The organism is Pseudomonas sp. MPB23, assembly GCF_046605395.1.
In the GTDB taxonomy this organism is placed as follows: Bacteria; Pseudomonadota; Gammaproteobacteria; order Pseudomonadales; family Pseudomonadaceae; genus Aquipseudomonas.
In genome coordinates, this window is sequence record NZ_CP176771.1 from 3,967,264 (window position 1) to 3,991,266 (window position 24,003).

Consider the following 24,003-nt stretch of genomic DNA (forward strand, 5'->3'; position numbering starts at 1 on the left):
ATATCCTGTCGGTTTCATGTACGAGGTCGTTGTTTCAGCAGCTTCCACAGCAGCGGCCAGCAGAACACCAGCGGATAGCGGCGTAACCGCTCCGGCTGTTTGATCGGCTCGCCCCAATGGCGCTCCAGTTTCCAGATGGCGTAATCGACGCCACCCTTGACGGTAAACAGCGATTTGATCAGGCGCACCAGGTTCAATGCCCGGCCCTGAAGGCGTCGGGTCCGCCAGTTTTGCGCCTGCCGTCGCTGCTGTTCAGCGGTGCTGTGGTTGATATACAGCTCATCGGTCATCGACCCGGCAAAGCCGACGCCATCGACGTGGGCGGCCGCGACCAGGAGGGCGGCGAGGTAGCCTTGATTCTGCTGGGTAATCAGAGCCGGGCGGTCGCTGCTTTCGGGCCGCAGTTCGCTGCCGTAGGTAAAGCTCAAGGCGCGGGTCCAGAACGTGTCGCTGTTGAACACGGGGGCTTGCAGCGGGACCGTTTCGCTGATCATGCGCAAGGCCGCGCGGCACACCGCTCGCTCCACGCGCAGTTGGATCGAGGGCGTGCGACTGAACACCAGGCGGCTAGGCTGGGCGAAACGCGCCCACAGGTAGCTTTGAAACCAGCTATGGGTGCCGTGTTCAAAGTCGCTCAGCGAGAGAATGGCGCACTTGGCGCGCAGGGTTTTGCCGGCGGTATCGGTGGCCGTGAACAGAAACACCGTGGGCGGCAGCAGGGCGTTGGCCCATTGACTGAGCCGGGAGGCGTGGATGTCCTGGTAGTGATCCACCAGGACGTACAGGTCGATCAACCCCCCATCGGTGGTGCGTGTGCGCAGGCAAGAACCGTAGAACAGGATCGCCGAGATGCCTGCGCCGAACCGCGCCATCAGCGCTTCAGTCAGTGCGTGCAGGTCTTGGCTCACCGGGCGCGCCAGTTCATGGCTCACCAACTCGAACAGGGGGAGTGTCGCCGGGTCCCGTTCAATCTCGATCATGGAATGTCCTTACAAGGTGATGAAGCGCACGGGCGGGCTGGCCTTGATTTCAAGTGTTCCGCTCACCGGGAATATCTCGCCGTCCAGTAGGTATTCGTGCAGGTGGTCAATGCTGGCGTTCTGCGTGTTGTGGCTCAGGTAGCCCGGATCCCGGCGCATGGCAGCGCTGGGTCGCCCGCGCAGTACGGCGGGCAAGGCCCGGCACAGGCGGGCAGGGGCCTGGGCGATGGCAGTCAGGCGCATGGGCTGCTGCTCGGTGCCCCAAAATGGCGTGCTGCCCAGCAGCAATTTGTCGAGGGTGGTGGCCAATACCAGCAGCCATGGCGCCTCGCATGTCGTGTCATTCACCCTGATAGCGGCGTTGACGGTCGGCAGCAGATGGCTGGCCGTGCGGGAAAACAACGCCAGCAGCATGCGCACGAAGGCCGTCAATGGCCCTGCCAGCCCCTTGAGGCCGGTGGGGCGAACCCGTTCATGAAAATAGCGAACACCGGTGACGATTGAACCCGCGCCAAAGAACAGGCCGCATTGTGCTCGTTGGGTGTGCGAGTCCGACACTTGCAGTACGGCCGTGGGCTTCTCCCGCGCGGTGTGGTCGTCATGGGTCAGCCAGCGCGTCAGTGCCTTGATTGCCTTGAGTGGGCTGCCACGCAACCCGATGGCATTGGCGCTCATGTTGGTGGTGCCCGCGGGGACGATGAACACCTTGGGGACGTTCGCCCCCGGGGTTTGCAGCAGGCTGGTGAGCGCCGCCTGCAAGGTGCCATCCCCGCCGATTACGACCAGCAAGTCGTTCTCCATCAGTGCCCAACTGGCGATGGCAATGTCGATCTCGGCCGGGGTCTGCACCTGCGCGACGCGGGCGCGGGGCAATCTATGGATCAGGCGGTACATGCGTACCCGCTGGCGACGAACGCGGCCGCTGAGGGGGTTGATCAACACGCCGATGCATCGTGGCTGAGCAATTGAAGGTAGGTTGATGTTCATGACGTTGCCTAGGCGTTGCGGTCGAAGCGATAGACCAGCATCAATGCCGCGCCCAGGATAAACAGCGGTGGCAACAAGGTGGTCAACAGCGGATTCAGGGCAAACAGCAGCCCCAGGTTGACGATGATCTGATTACCCACATAGGTCAGCAGACCGACGACAGCGCCCACCGCCAGGCGGCTGCCCATTCCGGGGTCGCGCTGTTGCACGAAGGTGAAGGGGACCGCCAGCAGGATCATCGCCAGCGTCAGGATCGGCCGGCCAAATTTCTGCCACAGGGCGATGCTGTACTGATCGACCGGTTGATCGGTGGCCTTGAGAAAGTGGATGTAGCGGCTCAGTTGCTTGATGGAAAAACTGTCGCTGGGCAGGGTCAGCTCCTTGAGATGAATACTGGAAAAGATTGACGTCCATTGCAGGCTATCCAGCTCGCGGACGGTTTCTTCGCCGTTGCTCCATTGCTTGAAGTTGACCTGGTTGAGCGTCCAGCTACCGTCCTGGGAGACGCTGGCATTGTCGGCGTGAATGTAGCTGTCCAGGGTGTTGTCCGGGTTGTAGCGGAATATCTCGATGCCCATGGGCCGGTTGTGCGCGGCCACGCTGTCGATCCTGGCGACTTCACTGCCGCGCCTGGCCCACAGCGTCCCCTTGGCATTGACGGCCTCATCGGAGCTGGTGATGGCGGCGTTGCGCATCTGCAGGCCGCGCTGCTGCAACGGTGAGGCCACCCATTCATCCAGTGCTGCCAGGCTAGCGGTCAGCAACACGCCTGCGGCGACGGCCGCCAGGGCAATGCGCACGATGGACACGCCGGCGGCGCGCAGGGCCGTGAGCTCCTGGCTGACGGCCAGTTGGCCCAGGCCGACGATGCCACCCAACAGGGCGATGAAGGGCCCCAGGTCGATCAGGCGACGGGGCAGGGTCATCAGCACCACCGCCACCGCCTGGGTCCAGCGGTAGCCGCCAGCGCTGACATTGTCGAGTTCGCTGATCAGATCAAACGTCGTGAACAACGGAATCAGCAGCGCAGCGGCAGCACCGAAACCCACGAACACGTTCCTGACCAGGTAGCGACCCCAAAGGCTCATCGCGAAAACCTCGGCAGCAGATGCAGGTCACGGGCCATCAAGGCCCCCAGGCCAACCAGCATCAGCAGGGGCACCAGCCACAGGCCCGGGACCAGGGGCAGGGCAGTATTGGCTACCAGGCTGCGGCACAGGTTGCCGGCATAGAAGATCACCGTGAACAGGATCGCGATCGGCAGCAGGGTCGAGAACCGGCCTTTGCGCGGTGCGGTCCGGCTCAGCGGCACGGCCAGCAGCGCCATGAGAATGGCGTTCAGGCCACGGCTTTCACGCCATTGCAGTTCGGCTTTGTCCTGGGGCATGGCCGACATGGCCAGCGTCGCGCTGGGGGTGGATTTGCGCTTTGACTCCTCGGTCGGTTCCATCGGCTTGAGGTGGAGCAGCAACTCTTTGTAGTTGAGTGTGCTGTCCTCGCTGCCGCGATGCTCCAGCGTATAACTGGTGCCCTGTTGCAGGGTCAGCGCCGGCGTCATGGGATCGGGATCGGTGATGGTCGCCACGTTGGCGCGCAGCACGCGGCTTTTGCCTTCGGTGGGGTCGTAGATCAGCGCGTCGGTGAGCTGGTTGGTGTCCGCGTCGATGTGCTGGGCCAGGATCATCCGGCCGTTGTCATCGTTGAGGTTGAAGCGTTGGGCCTGCAGGTGGCTGACGTCGAGGTCGGAGCGCGATTGCTGTTCCAACTGATAGGTTTGCGTATAGGCCCAGGGCCGGCCGTAGAACGACAGCGCAGCCACCGCCAGGGCCAGGGGCATGGCGATGATCAGAATGGCCCGGTAGATACGCAACGGGCTGGCGCCGGAAGCCATGATGGCGGTGATTTCCGAGTCGTTGTAGAGCCGCCCCAGCGCGATGGCCACCGAGGCATACAGCCCGACGGGCAGCAGCATCTCCAGTGCGATCAGCACTTTGTAGAACACGATGTCGAAGACCACCTTCAGCGCCAGGGTGCCGTTGGCGGCCTCGGTCAGGTAGCGTTCGGCCGAGTAACTGGCGAAAACAAAGGTCAGGAAGCCGACCATCATCGTCACAGGACGGCGTACTTCGGAAATGATGTAGCGCTCGATCGTAAGCATGTACCGCAAGCCTTCAACGCGGCGTCAGCCGTGCACAGGAAAAAGGGAAATGAATTGGGTGAGTCGGTCAGGCCGCAGGGCGCCCGTGGTCCTTGGCCATCTCGCGCAAGGTGCGTTCCACCAGCGCGAAGTCGTTGGCTGAGTCCACATCCACCGCCGCTTCCGGGAAGGGCATGACCACAGCGCCCACGCGTGCGCCCAACAACCGGGAAAGCTGGTTCAGCGCATGCTGGAGGGACAGTTCGCCCAGCAGGTAGCGCACGGTGGCCAGCGGGCCCAGCGCACGGGCCACCACTTGTCGGGGACGCTTGCGCGCTTCTTCCATGCCACGCCAGTACTGCGCCACCTTGGCCCCCTGTGGAGTGAGGAAGGCGAACAGGTTGCTGCCGCAATACGGGCCACCCTTGAGCCGGATCGCCGTTCTGGCTGTGCCGGGGAATCGTTGCAGGACGGTCGCCAGGGGCGTCACGGCCACCGCCACGTCACAATCCAGGGCGGCTGCCTGGGTGAGGAAGTAGTCGACCATGTCGCCGCGCAGCAAGGCATGGTCGGCGGTCGTCACCAGCAGTGGCCAGTGTTGTCGCCTGGCCAGGCCATGGGCGACGCTTGCAGCCGGGGTTGCCTGGGGTTGCAGAAAGCTCAACTGTTCGCTGAGGATCAGCGACCGCACATGGGGGTCCTTCTCCAGCAGCGCCAGCGAAGGCCCGATCAGCGTTACCCGGCCAACCTGGGCGCTGTCGTGCAAAGCGCCCAGCACACGGTGCAGCATCGGCACCCCTGCGATTGGCGTCAGCGCCTTGCAACCTGCCGTGCCCAGCGCAGCCACCGGGTCATGGCCATGGCGATCCGCCCCCAGTACCAGCGCGTCGAAACGCGGTGGCTCAAATTGCTTTTTCATACAGGCGATACCGTTTGTAGGGGGCGGCACCGATGCGATCCAGAATCGCCCGCATACCGGTGTTGGTTTCCAGGATCCAGGACATTTCCAGTGCTTCGATGTCACGTTTCTCGAACGGCGCCTTCAAGGCTTCGATCAGCAGCAGTGCGATGATCGGCCCCATTCGGCTGAACTGGTACTGCTGGCGCACGCCCATCAGCGGTACCCGCGCGGTGCGTACGCCACTGACTTTCAGGCGCCACAATAATTTGGCCCAGCCCAATGGCAGCAGGCGCCCGTCCAGGTCGGCGATGGCTTCGTTGATGTTGGGCAGGGCAACGATGAAAGCACAGGGCTCACCGTCGACCTCGGCGATGTAGATCATGTCTTCGGGCACCAGGAATTTCAGTTGCGCGCCCATCTCATCGAACTCACGTTCGGTGAACGGTACAAACCCCCAGTTTTTCTGCCAGGCATCGTTGAACACGGCGCGTAGTACCTGCATTTCCTGGGCGAAACGCTTGCGATCAAGCTGCCGGATCTTGATTCTGTTGCGCATGGAGCCCATCAGTGATGTCAGCGCTGGGGTGAAGGACAGGTCGGTGCGGCGCATCCAGTAAGCCAGCAGGTCCATGCCCTTGGCGTAGCCTTGCTGCTCCAGGCGTGCGGCGTAGTAGGGCTTGCCATGTTCCATCAGCGCCGACGGCGGTGTATCGAACCCGTCGACCAGCAGGCCGCTTTCCTGATTGATGTTCAAGCCAAACGGGCCGGTGATCCGGTGGGCGCCCTGCGTGCGCAACCAGGTTTCCGCCGTCTGAGTCAGCAGGCTGAACACGGCTTCGTCATCAATGGCGTCGAGCATGCCGAAATGGCCAGTGTCCATGCCATGCAGATCACGATGCAGTGAATCCACCTGAGCGGTAATGCGGCCCACCACTTCATTGCCGCGTCGCGCAATCCAGGCCTGCCAGTGAATGTGGTCCGATGCCGGGTTCTTCGCCGACAGATGCTCGATACGCTCCACATGCAGGGGTTGGACCCAGTGGGGATCGTCTGCGTACAAGTGGGAGGGCAGGGAGATGAAGGCTTTTAAACCCGCCTTGTCGCTGACCTGTTCTATGGAAATCATGACTGACCTAAATCCAACTAACTTCGAGGAGGTGCTAACTTAACTAACGCACTGCACGGTCGATCACCGCAAATGCGGCGTAAATGAAACCGCTATTAACTAATTTTGTATATAAAATCTTCATCGCTGTTTCAGATGGCGGGTATCTGATAAATGAATAGTCGTTCAGAAAACAACTCCTGTTAATCTTCGCGCCGAATTCGATTCAATCAGAAGTTAAACACTGCGCAGGCAATAATCGCTTGCTGGCTGCGGCGCAGATGCGCTGTTTCCTATCTTATTGTCGCCTGATAAATGCATCGGCCAAATGAAACATTGCGGGTGGATTTGCCGTCATGCGATCAGGCCGAAGGCTCACATCTAATGGCTGTGCTGTATATGTCAGAAACAAGCTCAAATCAATCCGTCCCCATGCGTCATGCAGACTTTGAAAGTCTGGTAGAGGCATTGGATTATGCCGCCACCGGTCACACCGGCATGAACTTCTATGACCGACGCAGTCAGTTGGTCAGTTCGTTCGAGTACCGCATGCTTAGACGACGCGCCCTTAAGGGCGCACGTCGCCTGCTCGGCCTGGGGCTGGTGCGGGGCGACCGGGTGGCACTGATCGCCGACACCAATGCCACCTTCGTCGAAGTGTTCTTCGCCTGCCAATACGCGGGGTTGATCCCCGTGCCATTGCCCATTCCCATGGGGGTTGGCCAGCATTCATCCTACGTGGACAAGCTGCGTGGGTTGCTGAACAGTTGCAGCCCAGCCGCCGTGTGCGGTGGCGAGGAATGGCTCCCGCTGGTGCGAGAGGCCGCCGCCGATATGCCGCCGATGCCTTTGCTCAGTGGTGTCGACATCGACGCGCTGCCAGAGGCCGAGGTCGAACTGCAGGCACCTGGCGCAGACGATGTGGCTTACCTTCAGTACACCTCGGGCAGCACGCGCTTTCCTCGTGGCGTGGTGATTACCCAGCGCGCGGTCATGGCCAACTTGCGGGTTATCAGCCGTGACGGCATCAAGCTGCGCGAAGGCGACCGTTGCGTTTCATGGTTGCCTTTCTATCACGACATGGGCCTGGTGGGGTTCGTCCTCACCCCTGTCGCTACTCAACTGTCGGTCGACTATCTGCGCACGCAGGACTTCGCCATGCGCCCCTTGCAATGGTTGAAGCTGATCAGCCGCAATCGTGGCACCGTGTCCGTGGCGCCACCGTTCGGTTACAACCTGTGCCTGCGACGGTGCAGTGACAAGGACCTGGCCGAGCTTGACCTGAGCAGTTGGCGGGTCGCTGGGGTAGGCGCCGAACCGGTACCGTTCGAGGCTTTGACGCAATTTGCCGAACGTTTTGCGGCAACCGGTTTTGCCAGCGGGACGTTCATGCCGTGCTTCGGCCTGGCAGAAAGCACCCTGGCGGTCAGCTTTGCCGACGCCACCCGAGGCCTGCGTGCCGATGTGATTGATCGCGATGTACTGGAGCAGAGTGGCAAAGCCGTACCGCCCACGCCACGTACACGTGCTGTCAGTACGTTCGTGAACTGTGGGGCGGTCCTGCCCGGACACCGCCTGGAAATTCGCAACACCCAGGGTGAGGTGCTCGGCGAGCGCGAGGTGGGGCAGATCTTCATTGCCGGCCCCAGCCTGATGAGTGGCTATTTCCGCGACCCTGAATCGCAACTGCAGGCCTCCCAATGGCTGGGCACCGGCGACCTGGGTTACTTGTTCGAGGGCGATCTGCATGTCACCGGCCGCAAGAAAGACCTCATCATCATTCGCGGGCGCAACATCTGGCCTCAGGATATCGAGCACGTGGCCGAGGGCGAGCCTGGTGTGCGCCCGGGCGATGCGATCGCCTTCGTGACGGCGCGTGGTGATGAGCCCGTGGTGGTGATGCAGATCCAGTGCCGGGTGGCCTCGCCCGCATCGCGCGAGCACATGGTCCGCTCGCTGTCGGGACGCATCCAGAGTGAGTTCGGCGTCAGCGTCGACATTCAACTGGTACCGCCGCAAAGCATCCCGCGTACCTCGTCTGGCAAACCGGCTCGTGCTGAGGCCAAACGTCGCTACCTGAACATGCTCGACGCGCTCGCGTTGCCTGCCGCGGCCATCGCCTGATGAGCCAGACCGTGGCAATCACCGGGGCCACCGGCTTTATCGGCCGGCGCATTCTGCACGCCCTGTTGGCGCGCGGTATCGCCGTGCGTGCGCTGACCCGCCGTTCGGTGGCGAGCCTGGACGCCGTGACATGGGTGCGCGGCTCGCTGGAAGATGAGGCCTCGCTGGCCAGGCTGGTCAGCGGCGCCAGTGCAGTCATCCATTGCGCTGGACAGGTGCGTGGTCGCAGCCGCGTGGTGTTTCAGCGCTGTAACGTCGAGGGCACCCAGCGCCTGGTGCAAGCGGCCAAGGCGGCCGGTTGCGAGCGTTTCCTGTTGTTTTCTTCGCTGGCTGCCAGGTACCCGCACCTGTCGTGGTACGCCGAATCCAAGTTCGATGCCGAAGTCGCCGCCCTCCAGGCGGCCGCCGATATGCCCATCAGCGTTTTCCGGCCTACGGCCGTCTATGGGCCAGGCGACAGCGAATTGCAGCCGGTGCTGTCGGCACTGCTGCGTGGCTGGCTGCCCCGGCTTGGTCGTGCCGATGCACGCCTGTCTTTTCTGCATGTGGAAGACCTGGTCCAGGCCACCCTGCGCTGGCTGGACGCGGAGGCTATTCATGCCGTGCGCTATGAAATCAATGACGGTGCCAAGGATGGCTATGGTTGGAAGCAACTGGCCGCCATGGGGGCGCTGATACGCGGCGGGCCGGTGCGCCTGATCGGTGTTCCCACCGCCTTGCTCTTGCAACTGTCACGCCTGAACCTGGCCTGGCATCGCCTGGCAGGTGGCGAGCCCATGCTGACGCCGAGCAAGGTCAACGAGCTTATCCATCCCGACTGGTCATCCAGCAACCGCCTTATCTCGAAGGACCTGGGCTGGTACCCGGCCATCGAGCTTGAACACGCGTTGCGTGAACGGTTGTTTTGATCCCACTTTCATACAGATATCAGACTCTTTTTATGTTGAAGCGCGAAGTCGTCACCGACTACATCCTCGAATGCCTGAGCGGCTTGACCGCCGACAAGCAACGGCCATTAAACCTGCACAGCAACCTGATCGAAGACCTGGGCCTTGAGTCCATCAAGATCATGGACTTGCTGATGATGCTGGAAGACCGGTTCGACCTGTCTATCCCAATCAATATCCTGATCGATGTCAGCACACCTGCCGACCTCACCGATGCACTGATGATCTACCTGGAGGAGCATCATGGGGTTGTATGACGGTTTCTCCCGCCTGGCACAGGAGCGCGAAGCGTTCCAGGACGGCGGCCTCAACCCTTTTGGCACCTGCATCGATGGGATCTATTCCGCCACCCAGGGGCGCATCGGCAATCGTCGCGTCATTTTGGCCGGTACCAACAACTACCTGGGCCTGACGTTTGACCCCAAGGCGATTGCCGCCGCCCAGGCTGCCCTGGTCGAGCTGGGCACTGGCACCACCGGTTCGCGTATGGCCAACGGCAGTTACGGCGGGCACGTGGCGCTGGAGCAGGAGTTGGCGGCGTTCTTCGAGCGGCCGTCGGCCATTGTCTTTTCCACCGGTTATGTCGCCAACCTGGGCATCATCAGCGCCCTGGCGACGCCCAAGGCCGTGGTGCTGCTCGATGCCGATTGCCACGCCAGCATCTACGATGCGTGCGCCCTGGGCGGGGCGCAGATCATCCGTTTTCGTCACAACGACGCCGCGGACCTTGAGCGACGCATGGTGCGCCTCGGCGAACAGGCCAAGGATGCGCTGATCATCGTCGAAGGCATCTACAGCATGCTCGGTGACGTGGCTCCGCTAAAGGAAATCGTCGAGATCAAGCGCCGCCTGGGCGGCTACCTGCTGCTGGACGAGGCGCACTCCTTCGGCGTGATGGGCGCGACTGGCCGTGGCCTGGCCCAGGCGCTGGACGTGGAGCAGGACGTCGACATCATCCTCGGGACGTTCAGCAAGAGCCTGGCGGCCATCGGCGGTTTCGCGGTGGGCAATGACCGCGCCATGGAAGTGCTGCGCTATGCCAGTCGCCCTTATATTTTCACCGCCTCGCCGTCGCCATCGGCCATTGCCTCCGTGCGCTCGGCGTTGCAGACCATTGCACAAGCCCCTCAGTTGCGCGAAAAGCTCTGGCAAAACGCCCATCGCCTGTATGACGGCCTGGCAGCATTGGGTTACCAGGTGGGCCCGCATGCCAGTCCGGTGGTGCCGGTGATGATCGGCACCAAGGAGCAGGGCGTGCGCTTCTGGCGAGCGTTGATCGAGCACGGGGTGTACGTGAACCTGGTGCTGCCGCCAGCCGCGCCGGCGGGCATCACGCTGGTGCGGTGCAGTGTCAGTGCGGCCCATTCGGAACAGGAAATCGACGCCATGGTGGGGGCATTCGCCGCCCTGCGTGACAGCGATATCCTGGAGTCGGTGGCATGAGAATCATCCTGGCGTTCGGTAAATCCTACCCCCTTCGCACCCTCTTGATGCTGCTCAGCCTGGTGGTCGCCGGCGTGGTGGAGGGCGTGAGCCTGACCACCATGCTGCCCCTGGTGTCGGTCATGCTGGGTGACAGCGGCCACTCGAGCATGGTCGCCGGCCATGTTGCCAGCGTGCTGCACAGCGTGGGGCTGGAGCCCTCCATCACCGTACTGCTGATTATCATCGTGGTCGGCATGTCCTTGACCAGCCTGCTCATTCTGTTGGCCAACCGTCAGGTGGGCTACACCGTGGCACACGTCGCCACGGACCTGCGTGTCGACCTGATCAATGCCACGCTGGGCAGCCGATGGGAGCATTACCTGCGTCAGCCGGGCGGGGCCCTGGCCAACGCCGTGGCCACCGAGGCGTTCCGCGCCTCGACGGCCTACGAGCACGCCGCCAACATGGTGGCCCTGACGATCCAGGCCATTGCCTACAGCATCATTGCCTTAGTGGTGGCCTGGCAGGCCGCCCTGGTGTGCATTGTCCTGGGCCTGGCGATTTTACTGGCCTTGCGCGGCCTGGTGAAAACCTCGCGCCAGGCCGGTAAAAGCCAGACCGGGCTGATGCGCGATCTGCTGATCAACCTGAGCGACACCCTGGGTTCGGTCAAACCGCTGAAGGCCATGGCCCGCGAGGACATCGCCGATTCGCTGCTGCGCAGCCAGGCGACGGAGCTCAACATCGCCATGGAAAAGGAAGTCACCAGCCGCGAGACCCTGCGCGCCCTGCAGGAGCCACTGCTGGCGCTGCTGGCCGCAGGCGGTCTGTACGCCGGCCTGGTGATCTGGAAGCTGCCGATGTCCTCGGTGATGGTGCTGATCTTCATGGTCGTGCGCGTGCTTGGGCTGATGCACAAGGCCCAGCAGCGCTACCACCGCATGGTCGGGCAGGAGAGCGCGTTCTGGGCCCTGCGCGAAGCAGTGGAAGCCGCCGAGGCCCAGCGTGAACCCGCCGGTGGCAGCCTCCAGCCAACGTTGGCCCGGAACATTGCGTTCGATCAGGTTTCGTTTACCTACGGCGGTCGATGCGTCCTCGACAAGGCCAGCGTGAGTTTCGAGGTGGGGACCATGACAACCCTGATCGGCCCGTCGGGCACCGGCAAAACCACGGTGCTTGACCTGTTGTGCGCGTTGCTGGTGGCGCAAGACGGCCGCATCAGTGTGGATGGCCGGGCGTTGGGCGATCTGCAACGGCGCAGTTGGCGCCGGATGATTGGCTACGTGACCCAGGAAACCCTGCTGCTGCACGACAGTGTGCTGGCCAACGTCACCCTCGGTGAGCCGTCATTGACCGAAGCCGATGCCGAGCATGCGTTGCGTCAGGCCGGCGCCTGGGAATTCGTGCAGGGCCTGGATCAAGGCCTGCACACGCGGGTTGGGGAGCGGGGCGGCCAACTGTCCGGTGGTCAGCGCCAGCGGATCATTATCGCCCGCGCGCTGGCGCACCGGCCCCGTCTGCTGATCCTGGACGAGGCCACCAGTGCACTGGACGCCGAATCCGAAGCCGACATCTGCGCCACGCTCAAGGCGCTGACGCCGAATATCACCATTATTGCCGTGTCGCACCGTCCGCGCCTGATCGAAGTGGCGGACAAGGTTGTCGAGTTGGTCGAGGGTAAATTCAAGGTCGTGACAGGTGGGCATGCGCCGCTGTCGCGTCCCGCTCTGATCCATGGCTCGGGAGGCCGCTGAAATGTCGATGAACCATGAGAACGAACTGGCACCGGTGATTGCCTTTGTAGGCTGCGATGGTGCGGGCAAGACCACTGTTTCCGACGCTATCCTGGCGTGGATGCGCGAGTCCGCAGAGGTTGAAAGCTGCCACCTGGGCATCCAATCCAAGGCCTTGGGCGAGAAGCTGGTGCGCTTGCCGATGGTGGGGGGCGTATTCAAGCGTCTGATTGCGAAAAACTCGCCGAAGACCGTGTCGCCTGACGAAGTGTCGCGCCCTTCGATCGAGGCGCCGAGTACCCTGGCGGCGGCTGCGATTTTTCTGCTGTCCGTGCGGCGTTGGCGGCGCTATCAGAAGATGATGTCGCTGCGACGCCAGGGGGTTGCGGTGATCGCCGATCGGTTTCCGCAAATTGCCGTGGCCAAAATGAAGATTGATGGCCCGGGCCTCAGTGGCGTACAGCATCGCAATGCACTGGTGCGCTGCCTGGCACGTTGCGAACGCTTGCTGTACTGCTACATGGTGAGCTATCGCCCTGACGTGGTGATTCGGCTCAATGTCGATCTGGAAACGGCCTACAAGCGCAAACCGGACCACCGCTACGCGTCGTTGGCCACTAAGATCGCGTTGGTGCCGCAACTGGAATACCAGGGTAGTCCGATCATTGATCTGGACAGTACCCAGCCCCTGGAGACCGTCATCGACCAGGCCAAGCATGCCATCAGCGCATGCCTGTCCCGTCAGCGCGCCGTGTAATGGCCAGCCGTAGCGCCTTCCGGCGCCTGGCGCCGCTGGTTGCCATCATCGGCCCGGACGGTGCCGGCAAGACCACCACGGCGCACTACCTGTGCTCGGTCATTGCCAATAGCCAATATGCCTACCTGGGGCTGGGCTCCGGGGCGCTCGGGCTGAAGATTCGGCAACTGCCGTGGATAGGCGCGATCCTGGAGCGGCATCTGTCCAACAAGGCCCGTCGGGCGCGAACGCCCGGCGAGCGGATTCCCGGACCTGTCACGGCGGCGGTCATCTACCTGTTCGGCAGGCTGCGCTGGCGTCGTTTCCTGCGCATGCTGCAGGTGCGCGAGAGCGGGCGGTTGGTGATCTGCGATCGCTACCCCCAGGCGCAGATCGCCGGGCTCAACGATGGCCCGGGCTTGTCGGCCGCCCATGCCACGGGCTGGTTAACCGCGTTGCTGGCCCGGCGTGAGCGCGACCTCTATATCGAGATGGCCCAGATACCGCCCACGCTGGTCATCCGGCTCAATATAGACGCCCACACCGCCTGGGCGCGCAAGCCCGACCATGACCTGGCCCTGATCGAGCGCAAGGTGGCCGCCACCGCGGCCTTGACGTTCCCCGGCGCGCGGGTGGTCGAGGTGGATGCGGGTTTGCCGCAGGCCCAGGTGCACGCCATTTGCCGTCAGCTCATCGAAACGCTGGTCAGTGAGACCCCAGGCTTTTCCTCATTTCTTTAACCGCAGGTCACACGCGTTGAATAAGCCTATGCCCCATCCCGGCGCCCAGCCCTTTGCGAATGCCTCTGGCACGCCGGTCCTGCGCCGTTCCAGTGTCTACTCGCTGGCCATCATGTATCTGTTTTTCTGGTATTTCTCCGGGCCCCTGCAATGGTTGTTCTACCACAGCGATGTCGCCGGCCTTGAGGGCTTCTGGCAAGCCAGCGCGGCAAGCCTGCTGTGGCTGATCCCGCCATTGCTGTTTCCACGCTGGACACGGCCCATCGTCGGATTGACAGGGCTGGTGTTGTGGATGTGCTCGCTGACCGCGCTGGCTTACTTCCTGATCTATGGCCAGGAGTTTTCGCAAAGCGCGATCTTCATCATGTTCGAATCCAACATGAGTGAGTCCAGTGAGTATATTTCCCAGTATTTTTCCTGGTCTAAATTGGCCGTGCTGGTTGCCTACACCGTCATCGCGCTGGGGTTATGGTTCAGGGTTCGCCCCGTTGCGTTCTCGGGGCGCGCCAAGGTGGTGTTGTGCCTGCTGATTGCCTTTGCATCGGTGGGCTACTCAGCCCTCCATGAGTATCGAAAGCGTGGCGACCTGGACATGCGCATCGGTAAGTTTCAGCAGAATCTGCAGTCGGCATCGCCCTGGCAGATGGTCATTGGCTACGCGCAGTACCATCAGCAATTGGCCGATATGGCGAGTATGTTCGAGGACTGGAAAGCCATTGCGCCCTTGCAGCACCTGGTCGATGCCCAAGCCGGGCAGCCAGCGACAATGGTGTTGGTCATCGGCGAGTCGACCGATCGCCAGCGCATGAGTCTGTACGGCTACACTCGCCAGACCACGCCACAACTGGATGCCTTGCGGTTCGAGCTCGACGTGTTTGATCAGGTCGTGGCGTCGCGCCCGTATACCATCGAAGCGCTGCAGCAGGTGTTGACCTTTGCCGACCAGGAGCACCCGGACCTGTACCTGACGACGCCTTCGTTGATCAGCGTGATGAAGCAGGCGGGTTACAAAACGTTCTGGATCACCAATCAGCAGACCATGACCCAGCGCAATACCATGCTCACCACCTTCTCCAAGCAGGCGGACGAGCAGGTCTATCTGAATAACAACCGGGATCAGAACTCCACCAGCCAATACGACGAAGACGTGCTGGCGCCGTTTAGCCAGGTCCTCAAGGACACGGCACCGCGCAAGCTGATCGTCGTGCACCTGCTGGGCACCCACATGAACTACCGCTACCGTTTTCCCAGCAGCTACGCGCGCTTCCAGGACAGCGCCGAAGTACCGCGCTACATCACGGACAAGACGCTGCGCAAATACAACGACTATGACAATGCCGTGTTCTACAACGATTACGTGGTCAGCTCGTTGATTGATCGCTTCAAACGCTCCAACCCCCATGGCTTCCTGGTGTATCTGTCAGATCATGGTGAGTCAGTGTACGACCCGGTGGCCCCGCACATGCTGGGGCGCAATGAAGAGGCGCCGACACCGCCGATGTACACCGTGCCTTTCCTGGTATGGCGCTCGCCGAGCTGGAAAGCGGACAACCCGCTCGATCTGCGCGATGCATTGCATCGCGAGTGGACCACGTCGCACTTCATCCACACCTGGGCGGATCTGGCCGGGCTGCGCTTCGACACGTTCGAACCGTGGAAAAGCATCGTCAACCCGGCCTATCGCCGCGGCCGGCTACTGATTGGTGATCCGCGCCAACCGGGCAAGTTGCGTGACTTCAATACGCTGGGCCGCGCACCTTGAATGGCCGGCTAAGCCGCAGCGGCCGCCAGGTTGCCCAGGTTGCCCATGTGCTGCTCTAGCCGGGTGCGCAACCAGCGCTCGGCCGGGTCGTTGTCAGTCAGGCTCAGCCAGACCATGGACAACTCCTGCGCCGGCACCTCGAACGGGCAGGGTTCGTCGCGCAAATTACCCCACCCCAGCAACGCCTTCGCCGCATAGTCGGGGCAGCTCGCCAGCAGATTGGTGGCGTTGAGGGCCGCCGGCAGCGAGCTGAACTGCGGGATCGACAGTACCACCTTGCGGTCGCGGCCGATTTTAGCCAGGCATTCATCGACGATACCGTGGATATTGGCCGTGTAAGAGACTTGAACATGGGGGCGGGTACAGAACTCGTCCAGGGTCAACGGTGCGTCAGCGTTATCGGCGCGCAGGATGCGTGGTTCGACGCTTCTGAGCAGTTTGCGCTTGGCATTCGCGGGCAGTTCGCGGGTCTCGGTGATGCCGACGGTGATCTCACCGGACGCCAATAGGTCGGGAATACGCCAATAGTCGGCATGCTGGATGATCACGACCACGTTGGGGGCTTCATCGCGCAGCGCTGCCAGAAAGGGCGGCAGCAGGGCGAATTCGACGTCGTCGGAAAGGCCGATCTTGAAGGTCAGGCGGCTTTCCAGCGGATCGAACTGGTGGGCGAGGCTGAGCGCCGTGGCCATGGCATCAAGCGCTGGCGACAGATGCCGGATGATTTCTTCGGCGCGGCGAGTGGGCTCCATGCGGTGGCCCACTCGAACAAACAGGGGGTCATTGAACAGTGTTCGCAGCCGGCCCAGGGCTGTGCTGACGGTTGGCTGGCCCAAATACATTTTTTCGGCGACGCGGGTGACGTTTTGTTCCTGCATGAGCGCTTCGAAAATGACCATCAGGTTGATGTCGGATTTTCGCAGTTCATTTCGATTCATAGGCGCCTTTCAACTGCCGTGCAAGTCGGCGCATGGCAGTGCCTGGAAAGTTGAGCGAAGACGTGTCTAATGGTTGAGCTAGACGCACTCATGCCATAGAAAAGCGTTTCAAATTGTTACGCGGCGCGAAACTTAGCATGTGCTTTTCAGTCGCACCATGGCGCTTTCTGGAATGCCTAATTACCGTTTTCGCAACAATGGTGAGCGATCGTTATTAGGGAAGCGCTGAAAAAGACTTCCGGGTTGGGCAAATCCACCGGACAACCCGTCGCCGAGCTTTTTCGATGATGAAGCCGAAGACCTTTGCCGCTGCCGCGTACGCAGGCAAACGCAAGCAACTGAGCAAGGAAGAATTTCTGTTCGAAATGGACCCGGTGGCGCCCTGAAAGGTGTCAAGGGGCATGCTGCGTAATGAAACGCCGTAATCGTGGGGTACGCTGTCAACTTATACCGTCGATCAAAATATGTCGTTGTCCCCGGCTGCATTGCTCAATCCGCGCCTCAACCTGGTACACCTCGCGCAGCATGCGTTCGGTGATCACCTCATGACTCGCGCCGCTGCCCTGCGCGGTGCCGTCTGCAATCACCAATACCTGGTCGGCGAAGCGCAACGCCTGGTTCAGGTCATGCAGGGCAATAAACACGATGACCTGCTGTTTGCGGGCCAGTGCGCCCATGAAGTTCAAGACCTGCACCTGACGATGCATATCGAGGGCGCTGGTGGGCTCGTCCATCAACAGGATTTCCGGTTCGCGCACCAAGGTCTGGGCGATGGACACCAGTTGCTGCTGGCCGCCGCTGAGTTCGCCAAGGTTGCGAAAGGACAAGTCGCTGATGCCTAGGGCCTCGAGCATTTCGTCCACCCGGTTCAACTCGTCATCGTGGACGGTCCATTGCGGCGACCGTTGCTTGCGGGCCAGGAGCACCGATTCGTAGACCGTCAACCGCGCACTGGCATTCAAGCCCTGGGGCATATAGCAGATGCCCTGCTGGCCCTTTTTCGAGTTCTGCAGGATCACCTGCCCAGGCCCGTCGATCAGCCCGGCCATGCGTTTGAACAGGGTCGACTTGCCTGCCGCATTGGGCCCCACCACGGCGACCACCTGTCCACCGGTGAACGCGGCAGTGCTGACGCCACGGATGATCGTGCGCTGGCCATAGCGGGCACCCAGGTCTTGCAGTTGAATCTTCACCATGAGTTTTTCTTCCCGCTGAGGATCAGAGAAATGAAGAACGGCACGCCGATCAGCGAAGTGACCACCCCAATCGGGAAGATGGCACCCGGGATCAGGGTTTTGCTCACCACTGAACTGGCGGACAGAATCAAAGCGCCGGTCAGCAGCGAGGCGGGCAGGAAGAAACGTTGGTCCTCGCCGATCAACATCCGCGCGATATGCGGGCCGACCAGCCCGATAAAACCGATGGTGCCAACAAAGGCCACGGGGAATGAGGCGAGCAGGCTGACCATGATCAGCGTCTGAAAGCGCAGGCTGCGCACGTTGATCCCGAAACTGGCGGCCTTGTCGTCGCCCAGTCGCAGCGCGGTCAGGGCCCAGGCGCGTTTGGCAAAGATCGGCAGGGTGATCACGATCACCAGGCAGATCACCCCGAGTTTGGGCCAGGTGGCTTTGGTCAGGCTGCCCATGGTCCAGAACACCACGGCCGCCACGGCTTGCTCGGTGGCGAAAAACTGCACCAGGGCCAATAACGCGTTGAATGTGAACACCAGGGCGATACCCAGCAGCACGATGGTTTCTGCGGTGACCCCGCGACGCATGCTCAGGAAGTGAATCAGCAACGCAGAAAGCATGGCCATGATGAACGCGTTGGCCGGCACCATGTACTGCGCCGCCAACGGAAACAGCGCCACACCAAACGCCAGCCCCATGGCTGCACCAAAACTTGCGGCGGCGGAAATGCCCAGGGTGAAGGGGCTGGCCAGCGGGTTGTTGAGGATGGTCTGCATCTGCGCTCCGGCCAGTGACAACGCTGCCCCCACGGCAACCGCCATCAGCGCGATCGGCAGGCGGATGTCCCACATCACCACGCGAACCTGCGCCGGCGCACTGTCCGGCGCAAAGAGTGCACCGAGCACTTCATTGAAGCTGTAGCTCGCCGGCCCCAGGGCCAGGTCAAGCAGCACACTGCACAACAGCAGCAGGGCCAGGCCGCCGAGGATCAGGCGTTTGCGCAGCACCAGGCGCCGGTAGGTGTCGCGTTGAATCACGGCGCTCATGGTTTGAGGCTCACGAAGTAACCCGGCTCATAGGGCACCGGCAGGAATCGCTCGTGCAATTCGCGAAACGAGGCGTCAGGGTCCAGGTCGGTAAACAGTGTCGGATGAAACCACTTGGCCAACTGCTGGATGGCCACGAACTGATACGGGCTGTTGTAGAACTGATGCCAGATCGCGTGGAACGCCTGGTCATCCTGTGCCTTGATCCCGGCATAGGCCGCGCGCTGGGTGTACCACGCCAGTTTGCGCCGGGCTTGTGCCATGTCGGCACCGGGGCCCACACCGACCCAGTGGCCACCGGGGGCAAAGGCTTCCCAGTTGGCACTGGTGACCACCACCTGTTGCGGATTGGCGACCACCACCTGCTCGGGGTTCAACTGGCCGAAGGTACTGGGGATGACGTTTCTGGCGATATTGTTGCCACCGGCCATCTCTACGAACAGACCAAAGTTTTCATTGCCGAAACTCAGGCAGCAATCGTCGGTGTAGCCACCGATACGCTCGATGAACACGTTGGGGCGCGCAGGGTGTTGGGCGTTGATCACGTCGATGACGCGGCGGATCTGCTGGTTGCGAAAGTCGATAAACGCCTCGGCACGCGCCTCTTTGCCGAACAACTGGCCGAACAGGCGCATGGTGGGTTCGGTGTTCTGCATCGGGTGGTTACGAAAGTCGACATACACCACGGGAATCCCCAAGGCGTCGAGCTTTTCGATATACCGGGCGTCCTCGGTCGCGTGCTGGGCCTCGATATTGAGGATGATCACGTCCGGGTGCTGTGAGATGGCCTGCTCGATATCGAAGGTGCCGTCTTCAAAGCCGCCAAAGGTGGGGATTTTGGCGATGGCGGGAAATTTACGCAGGTAAGCGCCATAGGTGTCCGGGTCGGATTGGATCAAGTCCTTGCGCCAGCCGACAATTCGCTCGATGGGGTTTTGCGTATCCAACGCGGCAACCAGGTACAACTGACGACCTTCCCCCAGAATGACCCGCCTGACCGGCAGGTGCACCTTGACCTGGCGCCCGAGCAAATCGGTGACGGTGCTGCGCGTTGCCGGCGGCTCGGCTGCCGTTGACGGCAGTGCCCATCCCAACAAACCCGCAAACAGCAGCCCGGCGAAGGCGTGGCTGCGTCGAACAATGGTGACCATGGTTAAAGCCTTTGCAGTGGTCGGGCCGGGTGGCGGTGCAGCTCGCCGTGCCGGGCCGAAGGTTTCAGAAATCGACCGTGGTCGACAGTAGAAAAGTGCGGGGCGCGCCTTGAGAGAACGCACCGTAGGAGGCGACGCCCGACCAATACTCACGGTCGAACACGTTCTGTACTGTGGCGCGAAAGGTCGTCGGCCGCTGGGCGATGCGCGTGCTGTAGCGCAGGCCCATATCGAAGCGGGTCCAGGGGGCCAACTGCTGGGTATTGGCCTGGTCCACGTATTGGCGGGCGGTGTACAACGCGCCGCCGGTCAACGTCAGCCCCTCGACCCAGGGCACGTCCCACTCGGCCCAGAGGTTGGCTTGAACCTTGGGCACTCCCACCGGGGTGTTGCCCCGGTTGGCGGCAACCCCGCTTTTGGTCAGTTGTGCATCCAGCAGCGTCACGCCGCCGAGCAGGCGTGTGCCTCGGCCGGCCTCACCGGATACGTTCAACTCCAGGCCCCGGTTACGCTGTTCGCCTTGTACCGCAAAGGTTGTGCCTGACAACTCGCCGCTGGGTTTGGTGATCTGGAACAGCGCGAGGGTGGACATGACCGTGCCGTAGTCGAGCTTGACCCCGACCTCATGCTGGCGTGAGACATAGGGGGCAAAGATTTGGCCTGCGTTCGAGGCCGTGGCGGGGGCGATATCGCCTTTGCTCAAGCCTTCCAGGTAGTTGTAGTAGAGCGACACATGCTCCCAGGGCCTGACAACTGCCCCGAACAGCGGCGTCGTCTTGCCGTCGTCATAAGCCGTCGTCACCGCGCCTGCTGCGTTGTAGTTGTTGGAACGGATCGTCTGTTTGCGCAGGCCGGCAGTCACCTGCAGGCGCTGATCGAACATCGACAAGGTGTCGGCAACCGCGACGCCGGACAATTCGGTCGCCGAGACTTTTGGCGTGGCAGGCGTTGCAAGGTCAGCCTCGGGACGCGCGATTGGGTGGTAGATGTTCGACAGGATCGGCGGGCCGGAAAGGATGCCGCGTGACAATTCATCGCGATAACGCGTGACTTGCAGCGTGGTGCTGTGGCTGATCGGCCCCGTGTCGAAACGCAGTCGGGCTCCGGTGTCGACCGTGTAGCGCCGGACCTTGAATTTGTAATAGCCGGGGATCGACGAGGTGTCGCCGGCGGTGTTGATGATGGTCGGGGTCTGGTCGGAAAGGCGGGCCACGTTCGACTTCCCACCGCCGGCATGGGCAAACAGGGTCAGTGCGGCGCTCACGTCATACTCGCCACCCAGCAATGCCGATTCGTCACGGGTCTTGGACCAGCCCCAATCCTGGCTGACGTTGGTACGCCCGTTGGCAGCGTGGGGAATGGGCACGCCGGGAGCGATCAGGAATGGCCGTGAAGCCGCGTCAAATTGCTCTTGCTGGGCGATCAGGTCCAGGCTGGTGCGCAGGCGATCACCCTGGTAATCCAGGGCGATGGCACTGACTCCGACACCCCGCGATTGCTTGTCGATGACGGTGTCACCCTGCTGCACACGGCCGTTGACGCGCAGGCCGAATCGCCGGTCCTCGCCAAACCGCCGACTCAGGTCGATGTGGGCGCCCAGTTGCAGGTCCTGGGCGTAGGTGGCGGTGACGCGGGTCAGGTCCTCGTCCAGGGAGCGCTTGGGGACCACGTTGATCACGCCACCGACGGCGCTGTTGGGGGACATGCCGTAGAGGAGGGCGCCGGGGCCTTTGACCACTTCGATGCGTTCGGCGTAGTCGGTGAATACCCGGTAATTGGAGGCCACACCGTACACACCGTCGAACGCGAGTTCCCCGAGGTTACCTTCGCCCACTGGAAAACCACGAATAAAGAATGAATCGACGATGCCCCCCGTCTGGCCGGTGGAGCGCACCGAGGAGTCGCGCTCCAGCACGTCGCCCACGGTTGTGGCCTGCTGGTCTTTGATCAATGACGCGGTATAGGTACTGATGCTGAAAGGCGCGTCCATCACATCCGTATTGCCGAGCAGGCCGAGACGCCCACCCTCCGCGACCTGGCCGCCCGGGTACTCCGGCGGCAGGCTATCGACATGTTGTTGCGCCGCCTCCACCGTGGTGGTCGACAGCGTTACCCGGCGCAGTACCAGGGTGTAGCTGCCATCGCTGCGCAACAGCATTTCCAGGCCGCTGCCTGCGAGCAACCGCATGACGGCCTCCTGCGTGGAGTAAGTCCCGCTCAGTTCGGGACTGATCAGCCCCTCCGTGATCGACGGCTGGAACGACAAGGCAATGCCGGCGTCCACGGCAAAGCTTGAGAGCGTCGCACCGAGCGGGCCGGGGGCAATGTGGTAGGTCTGCAACGCGACCGAGTCCAATGGGACGGGTTCATCCGCCAATGCCGGCAGGCACACGGCACTGGCCAGCAGCAGGCTGAGGACCATTGGTTTGAACGGACGAGCCGGACGCAGGGGCCGCGCTACGAGCATGAAAGGATGACCCAATGGACGAGAGGAAAAGGCTGTTCTTGTCTTTGCCAGCCGAGATCGAAAAAAGTATCACCCTGGTCGCTGTTTATTTTTGGCGCGCGATCAGGCGGGCGACAGGGTGACCCAATAACCGTGCAAATGACTGTTCGCTCGCACGGGGTAGGTGTGCACCAGCATGCTCAAGGTGCGATCGGTATCACTGAGCGGAAAGGCCCCGGAAATGCGCAGGTCGGCGATGGCGGGATCACAGCGCAGGAAACCTCTGCGGTAGCGCGTCAGTTGCGCGACGAAATCCGCCAGGCGCATCTTGTCGGCCATCAACATGCCTTGGGTCCATGAGCCGATGTAGCGATCGGTCGGCGCCAGGTCACCAAAGGTCTGTGAGGAAAAGTCGGTGCGCTGTCCGGCGTTGACGATCAGCGGCGGAGTCTGGCGGTTATCGGCCAATATCACGCTCACCGCGCCGTCGATGACCGCGAGGTGCGTGCGTGGGCTCACTTCACGTACGGTAAAGCGTGTGCCCAGCGCCTGCATGCGCCCCTGGCGGGAACTGATCAGGAAAGGCCGGGGCAGGGGGGCGGTGTCCACGGCGGTCTGCACCAGGATTTCGCCTTCGCGCAGGTGAATAAGCCGTTGGCGGTCGTCGAATATGACGTCGATGGCGGTATCGGTGTTCAGGGTGATGCGCGAGCCATCGGCCAGGGTCAGTTCGCGGCGCTGGCCAACGTCGGTGCGGTAGTCCGCTGACCATTGCTGCGATTGCGCCAGCTTCCAGCTTCCCCAGCCCACCGGCATCACCGCCAACAGGATTGCCAGCTTGCCCAGCGCTGCACGACGTTCCGGGCTGTTTGGTCGGTCCAGCGCCGACATCGCCAGTGAGGATGGCAGGCCGCCGAACTTGCTCTGCAGCAATTGCGCACGCGACCAGGCGCGATCCCGCTCCGGGCTGCTGACCTTCCAGCGCTCCCATTCGGCGCGTTCGTGGTCGCTCAGTTCGCGTTCGCTCAAGCGCATCAGCCACTCGGCGGCTTCTTCGAGCACCAGAGGGTCCAGCGGCGGTTCCTTGCGCAGGCCGAGCATTCACGCCACCAGCATCAGGCACTGTACGAAGGCCTGTTTCATGTAGCGTTTGACGGTGATCAGCGACACACCCAACTGCTCGGCGATGTCGTCGTACTTGAGGCCGTTGATCTGCGACAGCAGGAAGGCGCGCTTGACCAGTGGCGCAAGGGTATCGAGCATGGCGTCGATTTCGTGCAGGGTTTCCAGCACCATGAAGTGCGCCTCGGGCGACGGCGCTTCGTGGGCAGGCACGTTCGCCAGTGCATCCAGGTAGGCGCGTTCCAGTGCCTTGCGCTGGTACCAGTTGATCAGAATGCCCTTGGCCACGCAGCTCAAGTACGCCCGTGGCTGGTCAATCACCGTGACTTGTGAGGCCAGAATCCGGGTGAAGGTGTCCTGCGCCAGATCCGCCGCATCCATGGCGTTACCCAGTTTTCTCTTCAGCGTGGCGTACAGCCAGCCGTGATGCCCGCTGTACAGGGCTTCGATGGCGCGCAGGTGATTGAGGTGATTGGCAGAAGAGGTTTCGCTCATGGCGGCAGATTTGTTTGTAATTGAGAAGTATTCCCAAT

At 62.1% G+C, this 24,003-nt stretch carries 21 protein-coding genes; 8 read left to right on the forward strand and 13 right to left on the reverse strand.

All coding sequences use genetic code 11. The features are described 5' to 3' along the window. Positions 1-14: 14 nt before the first annotated feature. From ACLH0J_RS18015 to ACLH0J_RS18040, 6 genes are all read right to left on the reverse strand, one after another. Positions 15-980 carry a hypothetical protein gene (locus ACLH0J_RS18015; RefSeq protein ID WP_411388402.1) on the reverse strand — a complete coding sequence of 322 codons (966 nt, stop codon included), beginning with the start codon at positions 978-980 and terminating at the stop codon, positions 15-17. Positions 981-989: 9 nt separating this feature from the next. Next, positions 990-1,967 carry a diacylglycerol/lipid kinase family protein gene (locus ACLH0J_RS18020; RefSeq protein ID WP_411388403.1) on the reverse strand — a complete coding sequence of 326 codons (978 nt, stop codon included), beginning with the start codon at positions 1,965-1,967 and terminating at the stop codon, positions 990-992. A gap of 8 nt (positions 1,968-1,975) precedes the next feature. Beyond that, positions 1,976-3,055 (reverse strand): LPS export ABC transporter permease LptG, encoded by a 1,080-nt coding sequence (gene lptG / locus ACLH0J_RS18025; protein ID WP_411388404.1) that lies wholly within the window; start codon positions 3,053-3,055, stop codon positions 1,976-1,978. Beyond that, positions 3,052-4,125 carry an LPS export ABC transporter permease LptF gene (lptF, locus tag ACLH0J_RS18030; RefSeq protein ID WP_411388405.1) on the reverse strand — a complete coding sequence of 358 codons (1,074 nt, stop codon included), beginning with the start codon at positions 4,123-4,125 and terminating at the stop codon, positions 3,052-3,054. The genes lptG and lptF overlap by 4 nt, the downstream gene beginning before the upstream one ends. Before the next feature lie 67 nt (positions 4,126-4,192). Next, positions 4,193-5,023 (reverse strand): NTP transferase domain-containing protein, encoded by an 831-nt coding sequence (locus ACLH0J_RS18035; RefSeq protein WP_411388406.1) that lies wholly within the window; start codon positions 5,021-5,023, stop codon positions 4,193-4,195. After that, positions 5,007-6,131, reverse strand: a complete 1,125-nt coding sequence (locus ACLH0J_RS18040; RefSeq protein WP_411388407.1) for an N-acetyltransferase — start codon at positions 6,129-6,131, stop codon at positions 5,007-5,009. Before ACLH0J_RS18040 ends, ACLH0J_RS18035 begins: the two co-directional genes overlap by 17 nt. 378 nt (positions 6,132-6,509) lie before the next feature. Between ACLH0J_RS18040 and ACLH0J_RS18045 the strand changes: the two genes are divergently transcribed. Genes ACLH0J_RS18045 through cptA form a run of 8 tightly spaced genes read left to right on the forward strand, consistent with a single transcriptional unit; the run spans position 6,510 to position 15,577 of the window. Beyond that, positions 6,510-8,234 carry a fatty acyl-AMP ligase gene (locus ACLH0J_RS18045; protein ID WP_411388408.1) on the forward strand — a complete coding sequence of 575 codons (1,725 nt, stop codon included), beginning with the start codon at positions 6,510-6,512 and terminating at the stop codon, positions 8,232-8,234. Then, positions 8,234-9,142, forward strand: coding sequence for an NAD-dependent epimerase/dehydratase family protein (locus tag ACLH0J_RS18050; RefSeq protein WP_411388409.1), 909 nt, complete (start codon positions 8,234-8,236; stop codon positions 9,140-9,142). The genes ACLH0J_RS18045 and ACLH0J_RS18050 overlap by 1 nt, the downstream gene beginning before the upstream one ends. Before the next feature lie 32 nt (positions 9,143-9,174). Further along, a complete protein-coding gene (locus ACLH0J_RS18055; RefSeq protein ID WP_411388410.1) occupies positions 9,175-9,438 on the forward strand; it encodes an acyl carrier protein in 264 nt (87 codons plus the stop codon). Beyond that, positions 9,425-10,624: a serine palmitoyltransferase gene (gene spt, locus ACLH0J_RS18060; RefSeq protein WP_411388411.1), complete on the forward strand. Its 1,200-nt coding sequence runs from the start codon at positions 9,425-9,427 to the stop codon at positions 10,622-10,624. Before ACLH0J_RS18055 ends, spt begins: the two co-directional genes overlap by 14 nt. Continuing rightward, entirely contained in the window at positions 10,621-12,360 is a 1,740-nt protein-coding gene (locus ACLH0J_RS18065) for an ABC transporter ATP-binding protein (protein WP_411388412.1), read from the forward strand. Before spt ends, ACLH0J_RS18065 begins: the two co-directional genes overlap by 4 nt. Before the next feature lies 1 nt (position 12,361). Next, positions 12,362-13,096, forward strand: a complete 735-nt coding sequence (locus tag ACLH0J_RS18070; RefSeq protein ID WP_411388413.1) for a nucleoside triphosphate hydrolase — start codon at positions 12,362-12,364, stop codon at positions 13,094-13,096. Continuing rightward, positions 13,096-13,815 carry a hypothetical protein gene (locus tag ACLH0J_RS18075; RefSeq protein ID WP_411388414.1) on the forward strand — a complete coding sequence of 240 codons (720 nt, stop codon included), beginning with the start codon at positions 13,096-13,098 and terminating at the stop codon, positions 13,813-13,815. Before ACLH0J_RS18070 ends, ACLH0J_RS18075 begins: the two co-directional genes overlap by 1 nt. 28 nt (positions 13,816-13,843) lie before the next feature. Further along, positions 13,844-15,577, forward strand: coding sequence for a phosphoethanolamine transferase CptA (cptA, locus tag ACLH0J_RS18080; RefSeq protein ID WP_411392857.1), 1,734 nt, complete (start codon positions 13,844-13,846; stop codon positions 15,575-15,577). Positions 15,578-15,585: 8 nt separating this feature from the next. Here cptA and ACLH0J_RS18085 read toward each other — a convergent pair whose 3' ends face one another. The 7 genes from ACLH0J_RS18085 to ACLH0J_RS18115 all read right to left on the reverse strand — a co-directional run bounded on the left by ACLH0J_RS18085 (position 15,586) and on the right by ACLH0J_RS18115 (position 23,965). Beyond that, a complete protein-coding gene (locus tag ACLH0J_RS18085) occupies positions 15,586-16,515 on the reverse strand; it encodes a LysR substrate-binding domain-containing protein (RefSeq protein ID WP_411388415.1) in 930 nt (309 codons plus the stop codon). A 440-nt stretch (positions 16,516-16,955) separates the two neighbouring features. After that, the gene (locus ACLH0J_RS18090) at positions 16,956-17,711 is read right to left on the reverse strand and encodes an ABC transporter ATP-binding protein (RefSeq protein WP_411388416.1); all 756 of its coding nucleotides are present in this window, start codon (positions 17,709-17,711) and stop codon (positions 16,956-16,958) included. Then, entirely contained in the window at positions 17,705-18,751 is a 1,047-nt protein-coding gene (locus ACLH0J_RS18095) for a FecCD family ABC transporter permease (RefSeq protein WP_411388417.1), read from the reverse strand. Before ACLH0J_RS18095 ends, ACLH0J_RS18090 begins: the two co-directional genes overlap by 7 nt. Further along, complete coding sequence (locus ACLH0J_RS18100) at positions 18,748-19,902, reverse strand: ABC transporter substrate-binding protein (RefSeq protein WP_411388418.1); 1,155 nt, start codon at positions 19,900-19,902, stop codon at positions 18,748-18,750. Before ACLH0J_RS18100 ends, ACLH0J_RS18095 begins: the two co-directional genes overlap by 4 nt. Positions 19,903-19,966: 64 nt before the next feature. Then, positions 19,967-22,369 (reverse strand): TonB-dependent siderophore receptor, encoded by a 2,403-nt coding sequence (locus ACLH0J_RS18105; protein WP_411388419.1) that lies wholly within the window; start codon positions 22,367-22,369, stop codon positions 19,967-19,969. Positions 22,370-22,471: 102 nt separating this feature from the next. Further along, the gene (locus tag ACLH0J_RS18110) at positions 22,472-23,449 is read right to left on the reverse strand and encodes a FecR domain-containing protein (protein WP_411388420.1); all 978 of its coding nucleotides are present in this window, start codon (positions 23,447-23,449) and stop codon (positions 22,472-22,474) included. Continuing rightward, positions 23,450-23,965: a sigma-70 family RNA polymerase sigma factor gene (locus ACLH0J_RS18115; protein ID WP_411388421.1), complete on the reverse strand. Its 516-nt coding sequence runs from the start codon at positions 23,963-23,965 to the stop codon at positions 23,450-23,452. Positions 23,966-24,003: the final 38 nt, after the last annotated feature.